The sequence below is a fragment of the Sinanaerobacter chloroacetimidivorans genome, assembly GCF_018128545.1.
GTDB lineage: Bacteria > Bacillota > Clostridia > Peptostreptococcales > Anaerovoracaceae > Sinanaerobacter > Sinanaerobacter chloroacetimidivorans.
Window position 1 is genome coordinate 79,825 of sequence record NZ_JAGSND010000014.1, and the last position, 23,481, is coordinate 103,305.

Annotated in this window: 21 protein-coding genes; all 21 read left to right on the forward strand. The window is 42.9% G+C overall.

Annotated elements, in window-relative coordinates; all coding sequences use genetic code 11:
• Positions 1 to 4: 4 nt before the first annotated feature.
• Positions 5 to 1,099: an L-threonylcarbamoyladenylate synthase gene (locus KCX82_RS17195; protein ID WP_227019727.1), complete on the forward strand. Its 1,095-nt coding sequence runs from the start codon at positions 5 to 7 to the stop codon at positions 1,097 to 1,099.
• Positions 1,100 to 1,181: 82 nt separating this feature from the next.
• Positions 1,182 to 1,613 carry a ribose 5-phosphate isomerase B gene (gene rpiB, locus KCX82_RS17200; RefSeq protein WP_227019728.1) on the forward strand — a complete coding sequence of 144 codons (432 nt, stop codon included), beginning with the start codon at positions 1,182 to 1,184 and terminating at the stop codon, positions 1,611 to 1,613.
• 70 nt (positions 1,614 to 1,683) lie between these two features.
• Positions 1,684 to 2,313 (forward strand): uracil phosphoribosyltransferase, encoded by a 630-nt coding sequence (gene upp / locus KCX82_RS17205; protein ID WP_227019729.1) that lies wholly within the window; start codon positions 1,684 to 1,686, stop codon positions 2,311 to 2,313.
• A gap of 53 nt (positions 2,314 to 2,366) precedes the next feature.
• Positions 2,367 to 3,614 carry a tyrosine--tRNA ligase gene (gene tyrS, locus KCX82_RS17210; protein ID WP_227019730.1) on the forward strand — a complete coding sequence of 416 codons (1,248 nt, stop codon included), beginning with the start codon at positions 2,367 to 2,369 and terminating at the stop codon, positions 3,612 to 3,614.
• A gap of 133 nt (positions 3,615 to 3,747) precedes the next feature.
• A complete protein-coding gene (locus KCX82_RS17215; protein WP_227019731.1) occupies positions 3,748 to 3,915 on the forward strand; it encodes a hypothetical protein in 168 nt (55 codons plus the stop codon).
• 197 nt (positions 3,916 to 4,112) lie between these two features.
• Complete coding sequence (locus tag KCX82_RS17220) at positions 4,113 to 4,625, forward strand: RNA polymerase sigma factor (protein ID WP_227019732.1); 513 nt, start codon at positions 4,113 to 4,115, stop codon at positions 4,623 to 4,625.
• 188 nt (positions 4,626 to 4,813) lie between these two features.
• Complete coding sequence (locus KCX82_RS17225) at positions 4,814 to 5,758, forward strand: hypothetical protein (protein ID WP_227019733.1); 945 nt, start codon at positions 4,814 to 4,816, stop codon at positions 5,756 to 5,758.
• Between the two features lie 367 nt (positions 5,759 to 6,125).
• The gene (locus tag KCX82_RS17230) at positions 6,126 to 7,031 is read left to right on the forward strand and encodes a hypothetical protein (RefSeq protein WP_227019734.1); all 906 of its coding nucleotides are present in this window, start codon (positions 6,126 to 6,128) and stop codon (positions 7,029 to 7,031) included.
• 189 nt (positions 7,032 to 7,220) lie between these two features.
• On the forward strand, positions 7,221 to 8,147 hold the full coding sequence (locus KCX82_RS17235; RefSeq protein ID WP_227019735.1) for a PfkB family carbohydrate kinase: 927 nt from the start codon (positions 7,221 to 7,223) through the stop codon (positions 8,145 to 8,147).
• Positions 8,148 to 8,166: 19 nt separating this feature from the next.
• Positions 8,167 to 8,883, forward strand: a complete 717-nt coding sequence (locus KCX82_RS17240; RefSeq protein ID WP_227019736.1) for a GntR family transcriptional regulator — start codon at positions 8,167 to 8,169, stop codon at positions 8,881 to 8,883.
• Between the two features lie 15 nt (positions 8,884 to 8,898).
• Positions 8,899 to 9,654, forward strand: coding sequence for a GntR family transcriptional regulator (locus KCX82_RS17245; RefSeq protein WP_227019737.1), 756 nt, complete (start codon positions 8,899 to 8,901; stop codon positions 9,652 to 9,654).
• 344 nt (positions 9,655 to 9,998) lie between these two features.
• Positions 9,999 to 11,009 carry an SIS domain-containing protein gene (locus KCX82_RS17250; RefSeq protein WP_227019738.1) on the forward strand — a complete coding sequence of 337 codons (1,011 nt, stop codon included), beginning with the start codon at positions 9,999 to 10,001 and terminating at the stop codon, positions 11,007 to 11,009.
• Between the two features lie 19 nt (positions 11,010 to 11,028).
• On the forward strand, positions 11,029 to 12,195 hold the full coding sequence (locus KCX82_RS17255; protein ID WP_405127711.1) for an ABC transporter ATP-binding protein: 1,167 nt from the start codon (positions 11,029 to 11,031) through the stop codon (positions 12,193 to 12,195).
• 11 nt (positions 12,196 to 12,206) lie between these two features.
• Positions 12,207 to 13,112: an ABC transporter permease gene (locus KCX82_RS17260; RefSeq protein ID WP_227019739.1), complete on the forward strand. Its 906-nt coding sequence runs from the start codon at positions 12,207 to 12,209 to the stop codon at positions 13,110 to 13,112.
• Entirely contained in the window at positions 13,113 to 13,946 is an 834-nt protein-coding gene (locus KCX82_RS17265; protein WP_227019740.1) for an ABC transporter permease, read from the forward strand. It begins immediately after the preceding gene.
• Between the two features lie 38 nt (positions 13,947 to 13,984).
• A complete protein-coding gene (locus KCX82_RS17270) occupies positions 13,985 to 15,046 on the forward strand; it encodes an ABC transporter substrate-binding protein (RefSeq protein ID WP_227019741.1) in 1,062 nt (353 codons plus the stop codon).
• 375 nt (positions 15,047 to 15,421) lie between these two features.
• Positions 15,422 to 16,168: an ABC transporter ATP-binding protein gene (locus KCX82_RS17275; RefSeq protein WP_227019742.1), complete on the forward strand. Its 747-nt coding sequence runs from the start codon at positions 15,422 to 15,424 to the stop codon at positions 16,166 to 16,168.
• Between the two features lie 81 nt (positions 16,169 to 16,249).
• Positions 16,250 to 18,295, forward strand: coding sequence for a COG1361 S-layer family protein (locus KCX82_RS17280; protein ID WP_227019743.1), 2,046 nt, complete (start codon positions 16,250 to 16,252; stop codon positions 18,293 to 18,295).
• Positions 18,288 to 19,619 carry an ABC transporter permease gene (locus KCX82_RS17285; RefSeq protein WP_227019744.1) on the forward strand — a complete coding sequence of 444 codons (1,332 nt, stop codon included), beginning with the start codon at positions 18,288 to 18,290 and terminating at the stop codon, positions 19,617 to 19,619. The genes KCX82_RS17280 and KCX82_RS17285 overlap by 8 nt, the downstream gene beginning before the upstream one ends.
• Positions 19,616 to 21,943 carry a PAS domain-containing sensor histidine kinase gene (locus tag KCX82_RS17290; RefSeq protein WP_227019745.1) on the forward strand — a complete coding sequence of 776 codons (2,328 nt, stop codon included), beginning with the start codon at positions 19,616 to 19,618 and terminating at the stop codon, positions 21,941 to 21,943. The genes KCX82_RS17285 and KCX82_RS17290 overlap by 4 nt, the downstream gene beginning before the upstream one ends.
• Positions 21,921 to 23,285 (forward strand): sigma-54-dependent transcriptional regulator, encoded by a 1,365-nt coding sequence (locus KCX82_RS17295; RefSeq protein WP_227019746.1) that lies wholly within the window; start codon positions 21,921 to 21,923, stop codon positions 23,283 to 23,285. The genes KCX82_RS17290 and KCX82_RS17295 overlap by 23 nt, the downstream gene beginning before the upstream one ends.
• The last annotated feature ends 196 nt before the right edge of the window (positions 23,286 to 23,481 follow it).

The window sequence follows — 23,481 nt, forward strand, 5'->3', positions numbered from 1 at the left end:
AAAAATGGAAACCAAAATTTTCGATGTAAGTGATTTAAATAAAAAGACTCTGGAGCTGTCCGTCGTTTATGATGATGAAGAGGCTAATGCGAAGGTTGACGCGGCCCTGGAAAAGGTGGATGAAGCCGCAGAAATACTGAAAAACGGCGGGTTGGTCGCATTTCCAACGGAAACGGTATACGGACTCGGCGCCAATGCTTTAGACCCTAAGGCAGTTGCAAAAATCTATGAAGCAAAAGGAAGACCTTCGGATAATCCTTTGATCGTTCATATCTCCAGAGCAAGTGACATCGGTGAGCTGACTCCCATGTTGACACCTAAAATTATAAAGCTTATCGATCATTTTTGGCCGGGGCCTCTGACTATGGTGCTTACGAAAAAGGATAATGTTCCGGATATTACCACCGGCGGGCTTGACACGGTGGCCATCAGAATGCCGGATGATCCTGCAGCTTTGGAGCTGATCAAGAAAGCAGGCTGTCCGGTAGCGGCACCCAGTGCTAATATTTCAGGAAGGCCAAGCCCTACCAAGGGTGAACATGTCGTAGAGGATCTGAATGGAAAAATTGACGCTATCCTCGTCGGCGGGGACTGCAGAGTGGGGATCGAGTCCACTGTATTGGATATGACCGGGGAGGTTCCTACCATATTGCGTCCGGGCATTCTTACAGCAGAAGATATACAGGCTGCTATAGGCGGAAAGGTGGAAATGGATCCGGCCCTTTATATAAATCGCCCACGGGATGTTTCCGAAGAAGACTCCGAAGGCCCTGCACCAAAAGCACCCGGAATGAAATATACACACTATGCGCCTAAGGCTGACATGACCATTATCGAAGGCCAGCGGGACAGAGTAAAAAAGGAAATAGAGCGTTTAAAAGGTCTGAATGAAAACCTTGGGCTGAAAGTCGGCGTTATTCTTTTTGAAGAAAAAGCTTTTATTGAAGCTGCCCATGATTTTTTCGCAAGGCTTCGTGATCTTGATGAAGAAGGCGTAGACTTAATCTTGGCCGGAGCTTTGAGTGAGCAGGATGGAGTTGGCTTTGCAGTAATGAACAGAATGCTGAAATCAGCAGGATATCGAATTGCAAAAGTATAAATCAAAACAAGCGAACACAACTTGTTTTGTTCTCTTATAAAAGATGTAAATTGAAACAATTATTTTACCAGGGAGGTGTCGTATGAAAATTGCATTGGCAGGGGATCACGGCGGTTTTACGCTGAAGGGGCAGGTACAGGAATATCTGCTGAATAAGGGATATGAGGTTCTTGATTTGGGTTGTAATTCGGAGGAATCCGTAGATTACCCCAATTATGGAAAAGCCTGCGGAGAAGCAGTGGTGAAGGGTGAAGCCGATAAGGGAATCGTCATCTGCGGAACCGGTATTGGAATTTCCATTGCAGCCAATAAAGTAAAAGGAGTACGATGTGCTCTCTGCACCAGCACTTTTATGGCAGAGATGAGCAGAAAGCATAATGATGCCAACGTTCTATCTCTAGGCGGAAGAATACTGGATCAGGATACTGCTTTTGCCATCGTTGATACTTGGCTGGAAACAGAATTTGAAGGCGGACGCCATCAGCGCAGGGTTGACTTATTAAATAATATGTAAACAAAATCAAAATTTAATTTTGTATTAAAATTTTAAAAAATTAGTTACAAGTGTAAAGGGAGGAAACACAATGGGAAAAGTATATGTATTTGATCATCCGTTGATTCAACACAAGACTGCTATGATTCGGGACAAAGATACAAGTGTAAAGGATTTCAGAGACCTGGTGAAGGAAATCTCCATGCTGATGGCATATGAAGTAACCAGAAATTTACCTCTTATGGATGTGGAAATTGAAACTCCGATCTGTAAGACTGTGATGAAAATGCTCCAGGGCGAAGATATCGCTATCGTTCCGATTTTAAGAGCAGGACTTGGTATGGTTGACGGTATGCTGGCGCTGGTGCCAAATGCAAAGGTTGGTCATATAGGATTATACAGAGACCCGGAAACCCATCTTCCCGTGGAATATTATTGCAAGCTTCCTTCCGATATTGAAAACAGACAGGTGATTGTAGTGGATCCAATGCTGGCTACCGGTGGCTCCGCATCTGCTGCGATTAATTTTATCAAGGAAAAAGGAGCTAAAAAAGTGTCCTTTATGTGTCTCATCGCCGCACCGGAAGGAATTGAAGTGCTGCAGAAGGATCATCCTGAAGTGGATATCTACATTGCAGCCAAGGATAGCCATTTAAATGACCATGCCTACATAGTGCCTGGTTTGGGAGATGCGGGAGACAGATTATACGGAACAAAATAAAAGCAGTACTCGTTTCACATTTGTACGGGTAAAAAAATAAATGAGGTTATATTATGGCAGAGTTACAACAAGAGAGAAACGTATATGACGTTTTAATGGAACGTGGTTTAATCAAACAGACCACTCACGAGCAAGAAATCCGTGAATTGCTTGGAAAAGAAAAGGTGACATTCTACATCGGATTTGACCCCACTGCAGACAGCCTTCATGTAGGTCACTTTATGCAGATCATTGTCATGATGTACATGCAGAAATACGGCCACAAGCCTATTGTTTTGATCGGCGGCGGTACCGGAATGGTAGGAGATCCTTCCGGCAGATCTGACATGCGTACCATGATGACAAAAGAGGTCATCATCAACAATTGCAATAAATTTAAAGAAACCTTCAGTAAGTTTATCGACTTTTCCGACGGAAAAGCCATTATTGATAACAATGCTGACTGGCTTTTGGAACTGAACTATGTGGACTTTATCAGAACCATCGGCAGACATTTCTCCGTAAACAGAATGCTGACGGCGGAATGCTTCAAGCAAAGGCTTGAGACCGGTTTGTCCTTCCTGGAATTCAACTATATGCTGATGCAATCCTATGACTTTTTGGAGCTGCATCGAAGATATAACTGCAAGATGCAGTTCGGCGGAGACGATCAGTGGTCCAATATCCTTGGCGGTGTGGATCTGGTTCGCCGGGAAATGGGAGATCAGGTTTACGGCATGACCTTCGCTTTATTAACCACAAGCGAAGGAAAAAAGATGGGAAAAACCCAGAAGGGTGCCCTCTGGCTGGATCCCAATAAGACTACCCCTTACGAGTTCTATCAGTATTGGAGAAACGTTGAAGATGCCGATGTGAAGACTTGCCTCTCCATGCTGACCTTCCTCCCTATGGACGAGGTCAATGAACTGGCCAGCCTGAAAGATGCGGAAATCAATAAAGCCAAGGAAGTTCTGGCTTATGAGGTAACCAAATTGGTTCATAGCGAAGAAGAAGCGGCAAAAGCTCAGGAAGCTGCCAGAGCACTGTTCTCAGGCGGCGGAAACCTTCAGGATGTGCCGAAAACTCAGATGCCGGCATCTGCTTTTGAAGGAGAAGGTATGGGTATCGTCAGCCTGATTGCAGACCTGAAACTGGTATCCAGCAAGGGCGATGGTTTCAGAACCATTGAACAGGGCGGACTCAGCATTGATGATGTCAAGGTTACGGATACTAAGCTTATGGTTACCAAGGACCTTTTCAAGGATGGAAAAATCCTGATTAAGAAAGGGAAGAAAACCTTCCATCTGGTGGAGCTGATATAAAGTCATACAGAGTTTATATGGTATTAAAATAAAATGTAGAGGCAAAGTGAAATTTGCCTCTATTTTTTTGAGTGAAAAAATCAACAGTCTCCGCAAAAAAAGCATGATCCTTATTTCTTTCTTTTTTCTGATAATGATAATCTTAATCATCGCAGCGTACATTGTTAACTTACTTAATCTGCATGCTATAGCCATCGTCATGATGTCCATACCACAGGGATTCGCGGTGACGATACTTTTTATTCTACTGCTGGGAATGATAAATATTGCCATAAGTTATTTAAATGCAAAAAAAAACTGAGAAGGAGTAGATTGCATATCCGGCATTGAAAGCTTTTCGTCCTTCTTAGACAACATTTCGTCCTTTTCGCCTTGACGAAGCGATAAAAACTCGCTCTAATGAATACAGTTAAACTTATAATTGCAGCAGAATTTATGGTTGACGTCGGACTTAGAATCATTGAAACCTGTCTTTTAGCTCGAATAGTAAGGTGAAATATGGATATCGGACGAACAAAAAGGCGAACCTTTGAAACGATATGTAATACATACAGTAAGGATTTACAAAGATTTATCTATACTTTGACAAGAAAAGATCCCTTTGCGATGGAAGAGATTTTTCAAAATACGATGGAGGAAGCCCTTAAAGGATTAAAGTATTTACGCGACGAAAGCAAAATGAAGTCGTGGATCTTTTCAATAGCGAAAACGGAAGCCAGGCGGTACTATGCAGCGAATCGGAAATTCTATAATAATGAATTTATTGAGTTAGATGAAGATACGTTTTCGATACAGGACAATGAGGATTTTACTGAGTTAATTGCTAATAGCTATTTACTTAAATCATTAGTTAATGAAATTTCAGAGGATGAGCAGCAAATTTTTATTTTGCACTATTACTTTGATCTTCCACTGATAGAGATTTCGGAAATTCTACATATTAACTATAATAACATCAAATCGATGCATAGAAGAGGAATAAATAAAATGAAAAAGAAATGTTTCTTATAATAGGCAAATAAATTTTTTAAAGTTCATATTTAAATGCAACTTTTTCAGAAATTATCTCCCCTAATAGATGTTACGCATTAAATGTCATTTAGATTTTCAAATGGGGTGATGCTTATGATAGTAAAGTAAAATTAGAATTAAAAATTTAATTCACTAAAGAAAAAAGATTTAAGAAAGGAAGAAAAGAAATGAATAAATTATTTCCAATCATTTTGGCTTTAATATTATTATTATCAATGAATGCTCAAGTTTTTGCAGCTGCAACCAATAATGATTCAGACACAACTCCAATAATAAGATCTGAAAATTATGACCATATAATTGATACAACTGAGATAATGAGTTTTTTGGAAAAAATCGACAATAAGGAAAAAAGAGATATATTAGAAGCATATTTCTTTATGCCGGTAACTGTAACAGAATCTAATAACAAAGCTCCTATCGATACTGCAAAAGTTTCTCAAGAAGCGAAGGAGTTAGCTAATCTATCTGTAGCTGACTTAAAATTAAAATATAAAAGTTTAATGAAACAAAAAGTAAAAGAGATAAAATATAGTGAAAATGTTTTAGCAACACCATACATGAAAGAATACCTTCAACAAAATGAACCCGATTTAGTAAACTCACTTCACGATAAATGGGCAGATAGTGAAACAGTAATATCAAATAATATCGAATTTGATACTACTAATGAGTTTTCTACTATGAGTATTGTTCCGATGAATTATTATAAAGCGCTGTCCTACGATTCACTAGCCGTCACAGTTCTTTGGGCTTCTTGTAATGTTGATTGGAATTATGATAGTTCTACAAAAAAAATAACTTCACTGCTGCCAACAACAAATTTTTGGTACACAGGAGTTTCCCCTTGGTATCACATACTAGATCCCCAAGGTCTCTATAAAAATACACAGTTTATTAAACCGAATAGTACAGGAGATCGAGGGTTCGTTCAGAAAGGCAGACTAATATTATGGCAAGATGGAGGGGCGTATACTCCTATATCAATGTTTAAATTTAATTTAGTTTTTTCTCCATCAGCGACAACCACTAGTAAAATGTTGCTTAATGACACTGGTTGTCCTCCTACAAATATAGTTGCAGATCCGGTTAATTGGGGTGGGGGTTATTAATGCGAACTTTATGATATAGCTCACAAGAATAAGAATCGTATTAACAAATAAATTAGATAGAATCCTAGGTTTTGTGTAAACTCTAAAATTGATATAGAATATAAAAAAATGCGAAAGGATTAAGGGCGATGGAAAGCTCTTAATCCTTACCCGTAGTGTGTATAAGCTTTTAAGCAAATCATCAATATAAGGAACCTAGGGTGTGTAAAGAATTTTGATCTTCCTTGTCTTAATTCAACCTGTCTGCAAAATGGATTTTAAGCTGAGAATGAATAATTTCCCATTATAAGGGAAATATAAAAAACCAAAAATAGTTAAGAATAAGAAATTTGGAAATTAGAGATATGTAAAATTTTAGGAGGATATCATGAATAAGTCACTATTATTAACTATTACTATATTAACCACTCTCTTTTTATTTAGTTGTGGTGAAAAAACCCCATCTCAAAATGACATGGCATCTAATAGTCTGAATAAATCTATTGAATCTATTTTATCAGTAAATAGTATTTCTTATGTATCAAATTATGAGCAAAAACTGACTACAGATGCTGACACAATAACTACGATAACTACATCTGAAATTAAAAGAATAGATGAACCTTTTGTGATATGGAATAAGGTCCAAAATACCGAGTCCCATACAAATGCACAAACAAAGGAAACAAGTAACGAATCATATCAAGAGCGTACTAAAGATGGGTTAGAACTGTTTTATAGGGGAAAAGATACGGAGTGGACGAAAAGTACCATGAATGATACAGCTCAAGTAAATCAATACATTGAACACTCAAAAGCATTTATTGAAGCTTGTTATTATCTTCTTAATACAAATTTAGATAGCTTTAAAATGATAGAAAATCAGGATGGATTACTTAAATTTAGTGGAAACATTAGTCAATCTTCAGTTGTTGAAGCTTATGAAAAATACTTTAGGGAATTTTATATCGACAGAGGTTTAATTAGGGGGGATAAAGAACTTTCAAATAAGGATGAATTACTAAAAGAAATAACCAGTGGCGAAATTAATGAGTTAATGGTTGGTATTCCGAGCTTAGCCTTCTCAGATAAACCCACACCTATAATGATTTGGGTAAATGGAAAAAATAATGAAATTAGCAGAATTGAAATTAATAAAATTGATGTAACTCAAGCAATATTAAATAAATCATTTGGGGGAACAAATAATAAGGTTCCAAAAGTAGAAAAATCTATATTAACGTATGACGTACTAGAAATTAATACCTTTGATGAAATACCAAAACCTCAATAAGAACATTCTTCTCTGAAATTTTACTTTCCTATAAAATATACCGCATTAGATACTGTCTCCTAAAGTATTGTTACATATTAGGAGATAGTTTTTTTGCAAAATTTACCAAAGAAGATCATAAACAATTATTAAAAATTAGAGCATTGACATAACCTCAAAAAGAATGTAAATTGAAACCAATATGGTGTTTTGATAGACCAGCGATACGGCCTTGCCATATATCATAAGATCAACAATACAACCAGAAAGGATTCACAGATGAAATTTGCAGGAATGGGAGATAATGTAGTGGACCGCTACGTCAACAAAAAGGTCATGTTCCCAGGGGGGAATGCAGTGAATTTTGCTGTTTATGCCAGGAAATGCGGGATGGATGCCGCCTATTTAGGAGTCTTTGCCGATGATCCCGAGGGAAAGCTGATACGCAATGCCCTGCTGGAATTAGGGGTTGATGTTTCCGGCTGCACCGTTATGGAAGGTACGGCTACGGAACGATGTGACGTGATTTTGGTTGATGGAGACCGGACCTTTGTAGGCAGCGGCTGGGAGGATGGGAAAGAACGAAAGACCTTGAAGCTGGGGCAAAAGGAACTGGAGTACCTAAAGCAGTTTGATGTGATCCATTGCGGCTGTTACGCCTATATGGAGGATGAGATGCGGAAGCTAGGGGAGTTTGACTGCATTCGAACCTTTGATTTCTCGTCGGAAGAGGAATATCGATCAGAGGAATATTTGAAGATGGTCTGCCCCTATGTGGATATAGCGCTTTTTTCCGGGGCGGAAATGAGCGACGATCAGATCCGTGTTTTGGAAAAGAAGGTAAGATCCTATGGGGTCTCCTGTGTGTTGGTGACCAACGGTACCAAGGGGCAGCTGCTGTTTGAGGGGGACCGTGAACATCGGGGACAGGTAAAACGCATCGAACCCGTTGATACCATGGGAGCCGGGGATTCCTTTTTTACTGCTTTTGTTGTTTCGTTAGTAGGACAAGGCTGGGAAAGGCATGGGAAAATGGAAGAAGGCATGATTCAGGAAGCCTTTGCTTCTGCTGCGGATTTTTCTTCTAAAAACTGTCTGGTGGAGGGTTCCTTTGGATTTGCCACTCCTTACGAGTAAAAGAAAGAAGGGCGTTTGAATGGGAAAAAGAGTATTGACCCTGGAAGTGCTGCTTTCCAAGGAAATTGAATATATGCTGGAGTCGGAGGATTATAAGGAAAAACAAAAACTTCCCTCTGAACGTGAATTGGCGGAGTATTTCGGTGTCCAGAGGCTGACCATAAGAGGGGCTTTGCAGATTTTGGTGCAGAAAGGGATCTTGATCTCGAAGGAGCGGTACGGATATTTTGTGGCACCGAAAAGAATCCGTTTTGCATTGAACCAGTCACAATCCTTTAAACTGATGATAGAGAGAATGGGTAAAACCTCCTTTGTCAAGCTTTTGGAATTCGAAAAGATGAAGCTTACGGACAAGCTGGCAGAAAAAACCCTTCTGGCAGAGGGTACTGAAATGTTTCGGATTCTCCGATTGCGTTACGAAAATAAAAAGCCTATAGCGCTGGAAAAATCCTATATTGTTTGTGATTTGGCAAAGGGGCTGACGGAAGAAGACGTGCACAACAAATCTCTGTATGAGACCTTAAAGAAGAAATACGGAATCTCCGTGGCCCACTCCAACCAGCGGGTTTCTGTGGTTTATGCCAACGGCCTGGAAGCCGAACTCCTGAAGGTGAGCCTGTCCAAGCCTATGATGAAGTATCAGGGGCTGGTTTATGAAAAGAAAGGCAGGCTTGTAGAATATTTTGAGAATATCATGCTCATTGAAAGAATTGAGTTTATTAGCAAACGAAGCTAACGGAAGGAGGAGGCCATGACGAAACCCACCGAAGAACAGAAAGAAAAAGAGAGCCCTCTGTATGTGAAACTGCAGGATATGATCATGAAAAAGATAGAAGCGGGCGAGTACCTCCCGGGAGAAAAACTGCCCAGTGAGAGAACCTTGGCGGAAATGTACGGAATCAACAGAATGACAGTGAAAAATGCCATCAATGCGCTGGAGGCCAAAAACTATTTATACCGCCAGCAGGGGAAAGGTACTTTCGTTCAGAAAAAGGACTTCCACAAATTAAATCTGGGTTTTCTGAATGAAGCCGGCAACTGCGGAATTACAGCCATGGTGAAAAGCCAGGGCATTCGTATCGCCAACGAAGTGATTGTGAAGGGAACACTGACCGGAAGCCGCTATATCAGCAGCAAGCTTACGATTCCTACGGAGGCGGAGGTTTATTCCCTTCATAGGATTCGTTACGGAAATGAGGAGCCCATTGCTGTGGAATACACCTATGTTCCATATGCCTTGTTCCCGGATATGGATCAGGTGGACTTTAAATATGTTTCCCTATACGATTATATGGATTCGAAAGGTTGTATGCCTGAAACCTTTGAGCAGAAATTCCAAATTATCGAGGTGCCGAAGAAGGAAGGCAAATATCTGGAGCTGGAACAGGGACAGGTGGTTTACTACTTCGAATTTATCGGATTAGACGGGAGCGGCAGAGTGGTTGAATATACGGAAAGCTATACCAGGACCGATAAGGCGGAGTTTTTCTTTAAGATCAATGGATAAAAAGACCAACGGACAAAAAGATCAATGGATAAAAAGTTCAATGGATAATAAGTTCAATGGATAAAAAATATGAAAATTGCAATGATGCAAGGCTTTGTAACTTTCATATTTTTTTTCATCTGGTCTAAAAAATGAAAAGATTGATTTTTAAGTAAAAGATGAAAAAAGAAATCGTTTCCTCTAAAATCTGGTATAAAACCACCACAAAAATGGTTTCAATAAAATTGTCGAATTGATCTTGATATTTCAGAAAAACTTGGTATGCTAAAACTAAAAAGTGGTTATTGGATATCAAGGATGATATGGGTGACTATCGGATCTAATTTGACGGAGGAATGTGGAAAATGAGAAATTTTGATGTGGAAAAATACCTGGCGGATGGAAAAACAGCCTATGGACAAAGGGCAAATATAGAAGCGCTTGCAGATAAGCTGACGAAAAGAGGATTCCATAACATCGTGATCATTGGAATAGGAGGAACCTGGGCGGAATGGTCACCGGTGGTTCAGGTGATGAGACATTATACGGATCTGCCGATTTATCTTGAAAATGCTGCAGAGCTTTGCGTGAGAACGGATAAGCGATTTCTGACAAAGGATTCTCTTGTTATTACCGCCTCTGCTTCCGGCGATACGAAGGAAATCCTTGCTGCAGTAAAAATGTGCAAGGAAATGGGGATTGAAGTAGCCGGTTTTTCTAAGAATGGAGAAACGCCTTTGGCTAAGGAGCTTGATTATCTAATTGCAAATCCATGCGGGGACTGTGAAGATTCCTATCTCATGTTCTTCCTGCTGGCCTTGAAACTGCTGCATAACAGGGGAGAATTCCCGGACTATGTGAAATTCGCTGATCAGATGTCTCATTTACATACCAATCTGGTGAGGATCAGAGAAGAATTTGAACCGAAAGCAGCGCAGATCGCAAGAGCGTATGCGAAAGAACCTTATAATATATTTGTCGGTTCCGGAACTCTTTGGGGGGAAACCTTCTTATTTTCCATGTGCATTCTGGAGGAAATGCAGTGGGTGAGGACAAAGTCCGTCACATCCGCTGACTTTTTCCATGGCACCCTTGAATTGGTGGAAAAGGATGTTCCGGTATTTTTGTTTAAGGGAGAAGATGAATACCGTGAACTGGACGAGAGAGTGGAGCGTTTCTGCAAACAACATACGGAAAAGTTAACGGTAATTGATACGAGAGAGTATCGGCTGGAGGGAATTGACGACAGCTTCCGGGTCATCTGCTCGCCAATGATTCTGACTGCTCTTGTAACGGAACGGCTGGCTGCCCACTACGAATTAAATACCGGACACAGCTTGAAATTCAGACGTTACTACAGACAGTTTGACTATTAGAAGCCAGGAGGAGGAGAAAATGGCTGAACATACGGAACATGCCGAACAAGCGGAACACGCAGAACCAATGAAAGACACAGATCCAATACAATCTGCAGAACGAATTGTTTCCTTAATCGATGTAGATAAATACTTTGGCACCAATCATGTCATCAAGAAATTTAACCTTCATGTAAATCAAGGTGAATTTCTGACTCTCCTAGGGCCCTCGGGATGCGGTAAAACCACTATTTTAAGAATGATTGCCGGCTTTGAGGATTCCAGCTCCGGAATGATCCTGGTACAGGGCGAGAGGGTAGAGGATAAGGAAGCTTATGAACGAGATGTAAATACAGTATTTCAAAGCTATGCCCTTTTTCCTCATATGACGGTATTTGATAATATCGCCTACGGGCTGTCGGTTAAGAAAGTCCCAAAGGAAGAAATCAAAGTCCGTGTGAAGGAGATGCTGGAGCTTGTGCAACTGCTGGGTTTTGAAGGCAGAAAGCCTGATATGATGTCCGGCGGACAAAAACAGCGTGTGGCAATCGCCAGAGCGCTGATTAACAACCCAAAAGTACTCCTTCTGGATGAACCCCTTGGAGCCCTGGATTTAAAGCTTCGAAAGCAAATGCAGATCGAATTGAAACGGTTGCAGAAAAAGCTGAATATTACCTTTATTTATGTTACCCATGACCAGGAAGAGGCCATGGCCATGAGCGACCGCATCGCAGTGATCAATAACGGCGTACTGGAGCAGCTGGATACTCCGGGTCGGATTTATAAACATCCCAAGACAAAATTCGTTGCAGACTTTATCGGAGAATCCAACCTGTTTGACGGTGCCGTAAAGGAAAGCAAGGGCGCATGCAGCAGTGTGGTTTTGGAAACCGGCACGGTTCGGCTTCAGGCCGGCTCTGAAGAGATTCCAAAAGAGGCTGCATTGATTCCGGACCGAGATATCACTATCTGTGTCAGGCCTGAAGTAATGAAATATTCCAAAACTCCGGTAGAAGGATTTACCATCACGGGAGTTGTCAAGGATGTGATCTTTGTCGGCTCCCAGTACCGGACCTTGATCGTCATGGATGACGGATATGAAGTAAAAGTGAACCGGGTCAAGGTAGATAAGGAAATCACAGAGGGTGACCGTGTGTATCTATATTGGGATCCGGAAGATGCCATCGGCATTGGAACCGGAAATTAGGAGGGGATACCATGCGCAAGAAAGAAGTAAATTCCGATGCATCCTCCCTTGACAAAAGAAGGAACCGTAAAAGGAATACAATTCCGGCTTTGGCTATGGCAGGCCCCGTCTCCTTCTGGATGATGGTCTTTGTCCTGCTGCCGCTGACCTATGTTGTGGTTATAAGCTTCATGACGCGGGACGCCTACGGCGGAGTGGACTATAAATTTACTTTGGATAACTATATCACCATGTTTCAGCCTATCTACCTTAAGGTCATCTGGAAATCCATTGAACTGGCCTTTTTGACAACGGTGATTTGTCTGCTCATCGGTTATCCATTTGCTTATTACATAGCCAGAAAGCCTTCCAAGCTGGCCGCAAAGCTATTGATGCTGATTATGATCCCCTTTTGGACCAATTGCCTCGTTCGCCTGTACAGCATCAATTTACTGGGGCAGCCAAATGGTTTTTTTAATAAGTTCCTGATGAATATCGGACTCATATCAAAACCCCTTGATATTTTGTATTCTGATGGAATTGTGGTGGTAGGTCTGCTGATTTCCATGCTGCCCTTTGCTGTGCTGCCGCTTTACGCCTCCATTGAAAAACTGGATAAGGCATATCTGGAGGCATCATCGGATTTGGGTGCCAGGCCGGCCGTAACCTTTTGGCGGGTAACGGTGCCCCTGACCCTTCCGGGTATCGTGGCCAGTATCATTCTGGTGTTTATCCCGTCTCTGGGCATGTATTATGTACCGGAAACCTTGGGAGGAGGAAAGGTCATGCTCATCGGAAACCTCATCCGAAATCAATTTCTGGTGACAAAAAACTGGCCCTTCGGAGCCTCGCTTTCTATCCTTCTGGTCCTTATCACGCTGATTATGCTGTGGCTTTACACAAGAATAGCCAGGTTGGACGATATGGAGGTGTTTTAGATGGCAGGCAAAAAAAGAGAATGGAAGCGGAAGCTGGGAAAGAGCATCAGCACCATTTACGCCATTCTGGTGTATGCATTTATTTATGCGCCCATTGCCATCATGGTGGTTTTCTCCTTTAATGACCAGAAGACCAACTATTACTGGAAAGGGTTCACATTGCAATGGTATGAAAAGCTCTTTAACCATTCGTCCATCGTGGAGTATCTCTGGAACTCCTTATTTATTGCAGTGGCTGCCACGTTGATTTCCGTTATCATAGGAACCATCGGTGCGGTAGGGCTTATACGGTTTGAATTCCGGATGAAAAAGCTGGTGAATCATTCCCTTTATATTCCTATAGTCATTCCGGAGGTGGTGCTTGGTATTTCTTTACTGATGCTTTTTGAAATCATTCATCTGCCGCTGGGCTTTTTCGCTATCATATTATCTCATGCCACCTTTTGCATCCCCTTTGTCATTATTATTATGCGAGGGCGGCTTGCGGGGATGGATTTATCCGTGGAGGAGGCTTCGATGGATCTGGGAGCAAACCGGATGGTGACTTTTTTCAGAGTAACCCTGCCTATGCTGATTCCCGGCATCATATCCGGCGCTTTCATGTCCTTTACGCTATCCATTGATGATGTTATCATCAGCAATTTTGTTTCGGGACCTTATTCGACCACACTGCCGGTTAAAATCCTGTCTCTGGTCAAAACAGGACTTTCCCCAGAGGTCAATGCGCTGGCAACCCTGATGATTGCAGTGATCCTGCTGGCATTGCTTTTGAATACGGTGGTGCAAGCTCTTGTGAAGAGAAGGGCTTTAACACATACAAAAAGTTATTTTTAAGAAAGTCGTTATGAATACTATTGAGGAGGTAGTGGCTAATGAAAACAAGGAAACAGTTTCTTTCTTTTCTGCTGATTGCTGTAATGGTCGTCTCCCTTGCGGCCTGCGGCGGCGGAAAAGAAGAAAAAGCACAGGGAGAGCTGAATATTTACATGTGGTCGGAATATTTATCCGACAGTGTTGTCCAGGGCTTTGAAGACGAGTACGGAATCAAAGTAAACATCTCTTACATGAATTCATCCGAAGAAGCGACGGCAAAGATCACCAGCGGGGGCGGAGATCAATACGATCTGGTAATGCCTTGTGATGCGGATATGACAGGCTTGATCAACGGCGGTAAGCTTGCAGAAATCAACCTGGATAACCTTCCGAACTTTAAAAACCTTGGAGATGCTTACAAGTACAGAGAATTTGACCCGGAAAACAAGTATGCGATCCCCTATTTAATGAACTATGTTTATGTAATCTATAACCCGGAAACCTGCCCGGTTGAAATTACAAAATACGAAGATCTTCTTTCTCCGGAGCTAAAAGGACAGATTGCCTCCATCACAGGAATCAGAAATCTGTTCCCGGTAGCTCTTGTGGCTCAGGGATACGACCCTAATACCACAGAGGAAAGTGAAATTGCGGCGGCTTATGAATGGCTGCAGAAATATATGAAAAATGTAAAATACATAAACAGTGATGATACGGAGCAGGGAATTGTGAGCGGTGCCTGTTCTGTAGCCCTGGTATTTGACGGTCAGGCCGGAAGAGCTTTCGCGGAGGCTCCTCACTTAAAGGTTGCCGATCTTTCGGATCCCATTCAGCTTGGCGTAGATGAATTCGTGATTCCAGCTAACGCAAAGAATAAAGAAAATGCAGAAAAGTTCCTGAATTATATCTTGGATGCTGAAGTCATGGCTGAAAATCTGGTGGAGAATCCCTATACTTGCCCCAACGTTGCTGCCATTGAGCTCACCGAAGATTCCTATAAACTGAATCCGGCAATCAATATTCCGCAGCATATGAAAGAAAATTATTTCTTGCAGCTGGATATCGGTGATGCGGCTCCCATCTATGACAAGTATTGGACCATGCTGCTGTCCGAACAGTAAAGAAACCGAACCCCTCAAGGGAAGTACTGTCCGATCATTCAATTCATATTAATAAGATTGATTAGAAAATAAATAACAAAAGGCTGCATGACGTTTGGATTGCCCGCTGTCCGCCTGACAGGGTACAGTTCATGGATGCAGCTTTTGTTTCGCCATTCTTCTTTTTTTATTGCCAAAAAATGATAAATAATTTAGAATGAGAATGTTAAGGACTTTGTGAAACTTTTGGTTATTTTTTCCGTCTAATAATATGTTGTGTATATCAATTTTCAAATGACATTCTGTGTTATGGCATAATTTCTTTCAGTTTATTTTCCATGTTACGGCATATTATTTCAATTCACATTTCAAATTGGGTAAGAGAAGGGGTATTCTATGGAACCATTGATCGAAGTAAAACATGTTCGCAAGGTTTATCGCATGGGGGACGAGAAGGTTGTCGCCCTTGATGACGTTAGCCTGGACATTTATAAAGGGGAAATTGTCTGCTTCCTCGGGACCTCGGGCTCGGGGAAATCTACGTTTTTGAATATGGTGGCAGGCCTTGAAAAACCTACAAAGGGCGAAATTTTTATTGGAGGCATCCCTATCCATAAATTAAACGAAGAAAATGTCACGCTATTCAGGCAAAAAAATATCGGCTTCATTTTTCAGGCCTATCATCTGATGGCAATGCTTACGGCATTGGAAAACGTCAGTCTTCCCTTAATTTTTCGCGGAATTGATAAAAAAAAGAGAGACAAGATGGCAAGAGACATGCTGAAAGCAGTGGGTCTTGTGGGTTACGACAAGCGAAAGCCCTCTCAGATGAGCGGAGGGCAGCAGCAGCGTGTGGGAATTGCCAGGGCGCTGGTAGGGAAGCCTAAAATTATTTTCGCTGACGAGCCTACCGGAAATCTGGATACGCATACGACAAAAGAGGTCATGGACATTATGCTGAATATGGTCAGGGAAAACAACCAGACGCTCATTATCGTTACCCATGACAGATCCATAGCGGAGTATGCGGACCGTATCGTTACCATACGCGACGGGAATATCGTTTCTGTGGAATGCAACAAAAGTCCGATCCGGACTGAAGAGGGAGGAGATTCATCGGATAGTATGGCTGCCATGATATAGATTATAGAGACAAAGAAATAAAAAAGAAGAAAATAAAGAGAAAATAAAAAGGTGTGTATTTGCAGAAGAAGGAGATTTAAAATGAACAGCAAAAGAAGGAAAGCAGTACTTGTCGCACTAGCCGTCATCCTGTGTTTTGGCTTCCAGTCAATTCCCATGCTCCAGTTTTTATTCCCCAATGGGGGGAATCTGGCTTACGCAAACATCATAGTGGATACCAGTATGGTTGGAGCCACCTCGGCAGTTCAGGGGGACCAGAACGTAGTCATCAGTGTAAAGGTGGAAAATAACTTAGAAAGCAATGCATTTACTTTCGACGAGGCGGTACTGGACTTTGACGATTCCGACGACATTGCCATCTCTGGCGGGACAACAGCAGAAATTACCCTTGAAAAAGGCAATGCGGTAACTTTGAGCTTCTATCTGAACGTAGGCAAATATGCGGAAACAGGAACCAGAAAGGTGTCTCTTAAATTAATTAATGACAAAACTGTTGTGCACGAAAAACCATTCTTTGGGAATTTCACCATCTACGAAAAACTAGCAACCCCCAGCGGAGGTGCCGGGACCTATGTGGCGGCTCTCGACATAACCCATGAAATAAAACCTGCAGAGGGATTCTCAATCGGCACAGACAACAATATAACCTTTAAATTATTTAATAACGGCAACTCGGTCATCAAAAACGCCACATTAACCTTGACTATGCCCGAGGGGCTTTCCGTAAACAATGCCAGCAATTCTTTCAGTATGGGATACATATCAACTGGCAGCAGAAGAGAAGTGACCTTTCCCATTACGGTCAGTGATGATGCTGTAACAAAGACTTATGCCATTGAGGCAAAGATTACGGGACTGAGCTATTCCAATGCGGAGGTCAGCATCAGCAAAACCTTTTACATACCGGTAACCGGCACCGGAAGCACCTCGGCACTGAAGAATCTTGAGATCAGCAATATCAGCATTCCCAATCAGGTGGCAGGGAAGGAAGATTTTACCCTGTCCTTCCGGCTGAATAACAGAAGCTCTTCAGGGGTAAAAAACCTTAAGGTCTATGTAGCTGTTCCTGAAGGAATTTTAAACAAAACCAGGGATACCTTTATTGAAGCCAGCATTCCTGCGGGGGGCAGTAAGGATTATTCCATCACCTTATTTGCGGAAGATCCGTCAAAGGAAAAGACGTATTCCATAAAGATTGCAGCTGCATCGGCACAGGCAGATTCCGCCGATTCAGTGGTTCAATATACCAGCGTCTATGTCAAGGCGGTGGCAGGGAATTCTAAAACGCCTCAGCTGATGGTGGACCGGTATAACTACGGCGGTACCTATGTGCAGGCAGGGGATGACTTTCTTCTCGATTTGGGGTTATATAACACAAGCGCAACCCATACTCTGACAAACATCAAAGTAACGGTAAGCTCCGAAGACGGTACTATCATTCCTGTAAACAGCAGCAATTCCTTTTTCGTGGATGGTATCGGCACCAAGGAGCATGTTTCACAGGCACTGCACCTTTCGGTAAAGCCCACGGCTGAACAGAAGACCACAGCGTTGACCGTCGATATGTCCTATGAGGATGGGTCAGGCAATGCCTTCACCTCAAAAGATGTAATTTCGATCCCGGTTATGCAGGACACAAGACTTGAGGTGGATGATGTCATCGCACCGCCGGAGCTGTACGTCGGAATGCAGAGCGGCGTATCCGTTCAGTTCTATAATATGGGTAAAACAGTTCTGAACAATCTGCGGGTGACAGCTGAAGGAAATTTTGATACCATGGAATCAACCAGCTATTTTGTCGGCAATATGGAAAGCGGAAAGAGCGATTCTTATGATTTCAGCTTCATTCCCAGAGAAGCGGGTTCTATGGAGGGCAAAATCATATTTACTTATGAAGATGCCTCCGGAAACGAACAGGTTTACGAGAAATCCTTCGCTTTTGAGATCATGGGAGAAATGCCGGTATTTGATGAAGGCATGATGCCCGTAGACGAAGCGGGAGCGAGTGGCGGAAAAGGAAAATGGATTGCCCTGGGTGTCGTTGCTCTGCTTATCGTCGGCGGTATTATTGGATGGAAGAAATTCCGAAAGAGAAAAATCAATCGGGAGATGGAGATAGATGAATAATCGGGATTTACTCAGCCTGGGAATCCGGAATCTCCTGCGCAGGAGAACCAGGACCCTGTTGGCTGTTATCGGCGTTGTGGTGGGTACCTGCGCCATTGTGGTCATGCTGTCCATCGGATTCGGTCTTTCCGCCAGCTTTCAGGAGCAGATCGAAAGCTACGGAAACCTTCATCTTATCGATGTTTACAGCGGCGGCGGATATATGATGGGGCCGGGGGGAGGTCAGACCAAGGCAGCGGTATTGGATGACAAAACCCTTGCTTCCATTGAGAAAATAAAGGGAGTGGCGGCAGTATCGCCCAAGGTGCAGATTTACATGTCCTTTGGAATCGGAAAATATATTGCACAGGCTTCCGTCATCGGCATCAGGCCGGAAGTGATGCAGAAATTCGGGTATGAACTGCAGGATGGAAGACTTCTGCAGGCCGGGGATAAATATGCCGTGGTTTTTGGAAATCAAGTACCCAGTTGGTTTTACAACCCGAAAAAAACCTGGGGCAGCAGCTGGGGAGGTGAAGCTCAGGTAGATGTGATCACGGACAAACTGATCCTCACTGCTGACGATATGTATGGTCAAAAAAGACAGCAGAGCAGTGATCAGGAAAAAGTGAATTATAAGGAATATAAGGCCAAAGGGGTAGGGATTTTGGCAAACCCCAGCGATGATTCGGCCTATAACGTCTATATGAACCTGGACACTGTAAAGACCATCCGGGATGAAGCAGCAAGAGCCAGAAAAGAAACCGTGTCGAAGTCTCAGAATTACGAATCTGCCATGGTCTATGTGGGAGATATCGATGACGTGGAGGATGTGAGCAATGCCATCCGAGAAATGGGTCTGCAGACAAACAGCCTTAATGATTGGCTGAAATCCATGCAGGACACGGCCAGAATGATTCAGGGTATTTTGGGTGGAATCGGCGCCATCTCGCTGTTTGTCGCCGCTTTGGGAATAACCAATACCATGATCATGTCTATTTATGAGAGAACCAAAGAAATCGGCGTCATGAAGGTAATCGGCGCCAACCTGTCAGATATCAGAAAGATGTTTCTTTTGGAAGCAGGGATGATCGGCTTTATCGGCGGTATATTGGGCCTCATCCTGAGCCTGATTCTGTCCCTGCTGATGAATACTGTTCTAAGCGGAATTATGAGTGTCATGCTGGGAAGTATCGGAGGAGGCGGTTCCACGGTATCTATTATTCCCTGGTGGGTCGCTTTGGGTTCCCTGTTTTTTGCCACCGGCATTGGTATCCTGTCCGGATACGGACCGGCCAGAAGAGCAATGCGTTTAAGTGCTTTAGAAAGTTTGAGGAACGAATGATAAAAAAATCTTTTGTGCGCAGAATGATGATCCTGTTTATTGTGATCTGCCTGATCCCCTTTTTCATATTTACTTCGATCTTTGTAAACAGAACGATCGGGATTGAAAAAGAGAGGGTTGAGGACAGCCTTTCTGCCCTTGTGGAGGAAAAGGCTTCTGTGCTGCAAAAGGATTTAAAAAATATCGAAAATGAAGCAGTGAATCTGGCTCAATGGGCATCCTACACCATGGAAGAAACTAAGGATCTCAGGGAGATTTCCACGGAATACGGAAGAAATGAGGAGTACGTTTTTGAGCGGGATAAGGGGGAAGGACAAGCGAAATCCAATGTTTTTCTGCCAAATGATATTGAACTGACCCCGGAGCTGACAGCTGAAGTCATCAATACGGAGAAGATGGAAGGCGCCATGGCGAGCATTTTCCAACAGAATCCGGACGTCACCTACACATACCTCATTACTGCCAACGGTCTCCTGAGAGTGTATCCCTATTTGGATAATGATACCTTTACTCCGGATCATGACCAGCGCAGCGATTACTTTTATACCCGGGCAGTGGGCGTGAACAACCCGGAAAGAAAAGCAGTCTGGACAAACCCCTATTATGACTACGGGGGCAACGGCTGGATTATCACCTGCTCCTGCCCTTTTTATGTGAATGAGAAGCTGGGTGGAGTGGTTTGCGTTGATGTATCACTAAAAAATCTAGCTGGCTCCATAGCGGATTTCCGGCTGGGAAACAGCGGTTTTGCCTTTGTTATTTCGGAAAAGGGTGACGTGATTTATCATCCTGAAATGCTGGACATTATCAGCGAGATGGGGGATCAGTTCCAAATCAACCTTTTGGAGCAGCGGAATTCACCGGAAGGGTACCAACGTATTATGAAGGATATGACTTCCGGAAAGACCGGTATTGAAACCTATTATGACGGAAATCATGAGGAACACATGATTTCCTTTACTCCGATATCGGCGCTCAACTGGAGCATCGGTATAGAAGTAGAAAGATCGGAATATTCCGTTGGGGCCAGCTATCTTACCATGGGCTTTTGGGGCCTGCTGGCGGTATTGCTGCTGATTTGTCTCCTGATGGCCTGGATCCTTTCCAGAAGAGTGACGCAGCCTATCAGAAATCTCACTGTGGACGTACAGAAAATGGCTGACGGAGAGTTCGGACAGGTTCGGGTCACCACCGAAGATGAGATTGGCTTGCTGGGGGACGCCTTCAACTTGATGAGTAATGAAATCAAAGACTATACCACCTCTTTGCTTTACCGCAAAAATCAGCTGGAAACCGTGTTCAACAGCATCGGCGGCGTTATGATGATCCTCAAGCCTGATTTCTCTATTGTAATGATGAACCGGGAAGGCCTGGAAACTCTCAATGCAAACAGCGGAGAGGAGATTCTCGGTGAGAAATGTTACCGATTGCTGCGTATGGAAGAAGAACCATGCAGGAACTGCCCTGTAAAGCAGACCTTGGAAAACGGCAGTTCGAATCATCGTGAGATGATACAAAATCAGAATATCTACGATGTTGCAAGTTATCCCGTTTTTGAAAACGATAAAATTGAAGAGGTCGTAGTCTATAGAAGAAAGATCACGGAGCAGGTCATGATGGAGCGTGAACTGTTCCAATCGGAGAAAATGGCCGGGGTGGGCCAGATGGTGGCCGGTGTTACCCATGAGCTGAAAAATCCGTTAGCTATCATTAAAGGCGCTCTTTACCTGATCCGAGCCAATAAGGATCACCCAGAAAAACAGGAAGAAGCGGTAAAGGAGATTAAGGCCAGTGTGTCCCGGGCAGAAAAAATCATCTATAATATGCTGGATTTTTCCAAAGCCTCCAGGATAGAAAAGGAGCTGATCAATGCCGGCAGCCTGCTGGAGCAGATTTTGCTGCTGGTACGCCAGGATTTTGTGAAACGAAGAATCAATGTAAAAATTGACCTGGATGAGAATCCTATTTACCTTTACGGTAATGGAGATTCCTTCAAGCATATTTTCCTCAATATCATTACCAACGCCATCGACGCCATGCCCCAGGGGGGAGACCTTCACCTTTCTGTGAAGAAAATAGAAAATGACCGGACGGAAATCATCATTTCCAATACAGGGGAAAAAATTGAAGATGAAAATCTCGGAAAGATCTTCCAGCCCTTCTTTACGACCAAGGAGAATGGAACAGGCCTGGGTCTTTGGATCGTAGCAAAGGAGGTTTCCCGAAACGGGGGAACCATTCAGGCCTTTAATGACGGCATTACCAGAATGGGGGTGGTACTCCCGGGAAAGGAGACGGACCATGAAGAGAATCTTAATGATTGATGATGATTTGAGCTTCCTGAAAATCTATTCGGAAATATTAAAAGGAAGCGGTTATGATACCGTAACGGCCTACGGAGGACCGGAAGCGCTGGAATTGCTGGAGGAAGAATATTTTGATATTGTCATTACCGATGTTGCCATGCCGGAAATGAATGGAATCGAGGTATTGAAGCGGATTAAAGGCGAGTATCCGTCTACCCTGGTCATGATGCTTACCGGGGAAGGCTCCATTTCAGGAGCGGTGGAAGCAATGGAACTCGGCGCCTATACGTATCTGATCAAACCCCTGGAGATCGATCAGCTTCTTTTAAATATCAAACGAGCCCTGGAATATTTGGAATTGAACTCAGAGAATCAGCAGTTGAAAAGCAGGATTTCCAGTTTGGGCCATGAAGGACGTCTGATTGGAAGCAGTGCTCCCATTGCAGAGCTCAGAGAACAGATTATGAAAACTGCGCCGACCAATGCCAATGTGCTCATCACCGGCGAAAGCGGTACCGGGAAGGAGATCATTGCAGATCTGCTGCATGAAAACGGGTTGAACAAAGGCGGTCCCATGATAAAAGTTAACTGTGCGGCACTGGCGGAATCCGTTTTGGAGAGTGAAATTTTCGGTCATGAAAAAGGTGCCTTTACCGGTGCTTTGGCCGCAAAACCCGGCAGATTCGAGCTTGCACGCGGAGGAACGTTGTTTCTGGACGAGATTGGGGAACTTTCATTGAAACTTCAGAGCAAGCTGCTTCGTGTGCTGCAGGAAAAGGAATTTGAACGGGTAGGGGGTACAAAGACCATTAAGGTGGATTTCCGGCTGATCGCCGCCACCAACAGGGAATTATCTAAAGAGGTAGAAAAGGGAACCTTCCGGGAGGATCTATATTACCGAATCAATGTGGTACCTCTGGTCAGCCCGCCTTTACGGGAAAGGACGGAAGACATCCCTGTATTGTTGGAACATTATCTTGAAATCTACTGTAAGGAATTGAAAAAAGCCCCTGTAAAGGTGACGGAACAGGCCATGGAAATTCTGAAGAAATATCACTGGAAGGGCAATGTCAGGGAACTTAAGAACCTTACGGAGCGGCTTGTGGTATTCTCCGACGGAAGAGATATCAATGCGGAGATGCTGCCTGAAGAAATACGGGGCCAGGGAAACTGGAGCCAGGATTTTCGTCAGATGGATTTTCAGGAAGCAAAAAGATATTTTGAAAAAGAATATCTGAGCTATATGCTGAAAAAGAATCAGTGGAATATTTCTGTCACTGCAGAGGAAATTAAAATTGCCAGAAAAAATTTACAGTTAAAGATCAAGCAGTTGAATATCCGAAAAGATACAAAAAAGTAGCACTCTGCTACATAATTGTCCATGCCCGACTTTAGCGGCAAATTACAGTAATTTTATATTTAAAAAATGTGATAGGAGCAGGTATTATGGTGTTTTGCCATCATTACCTGCTATTTTAATTGTCCTTTTTTAGTATGTCACCACACATGATCGTCTTCTGTTGTAACAAAAAAGTAGCACCTGAAAAATGCTTTTT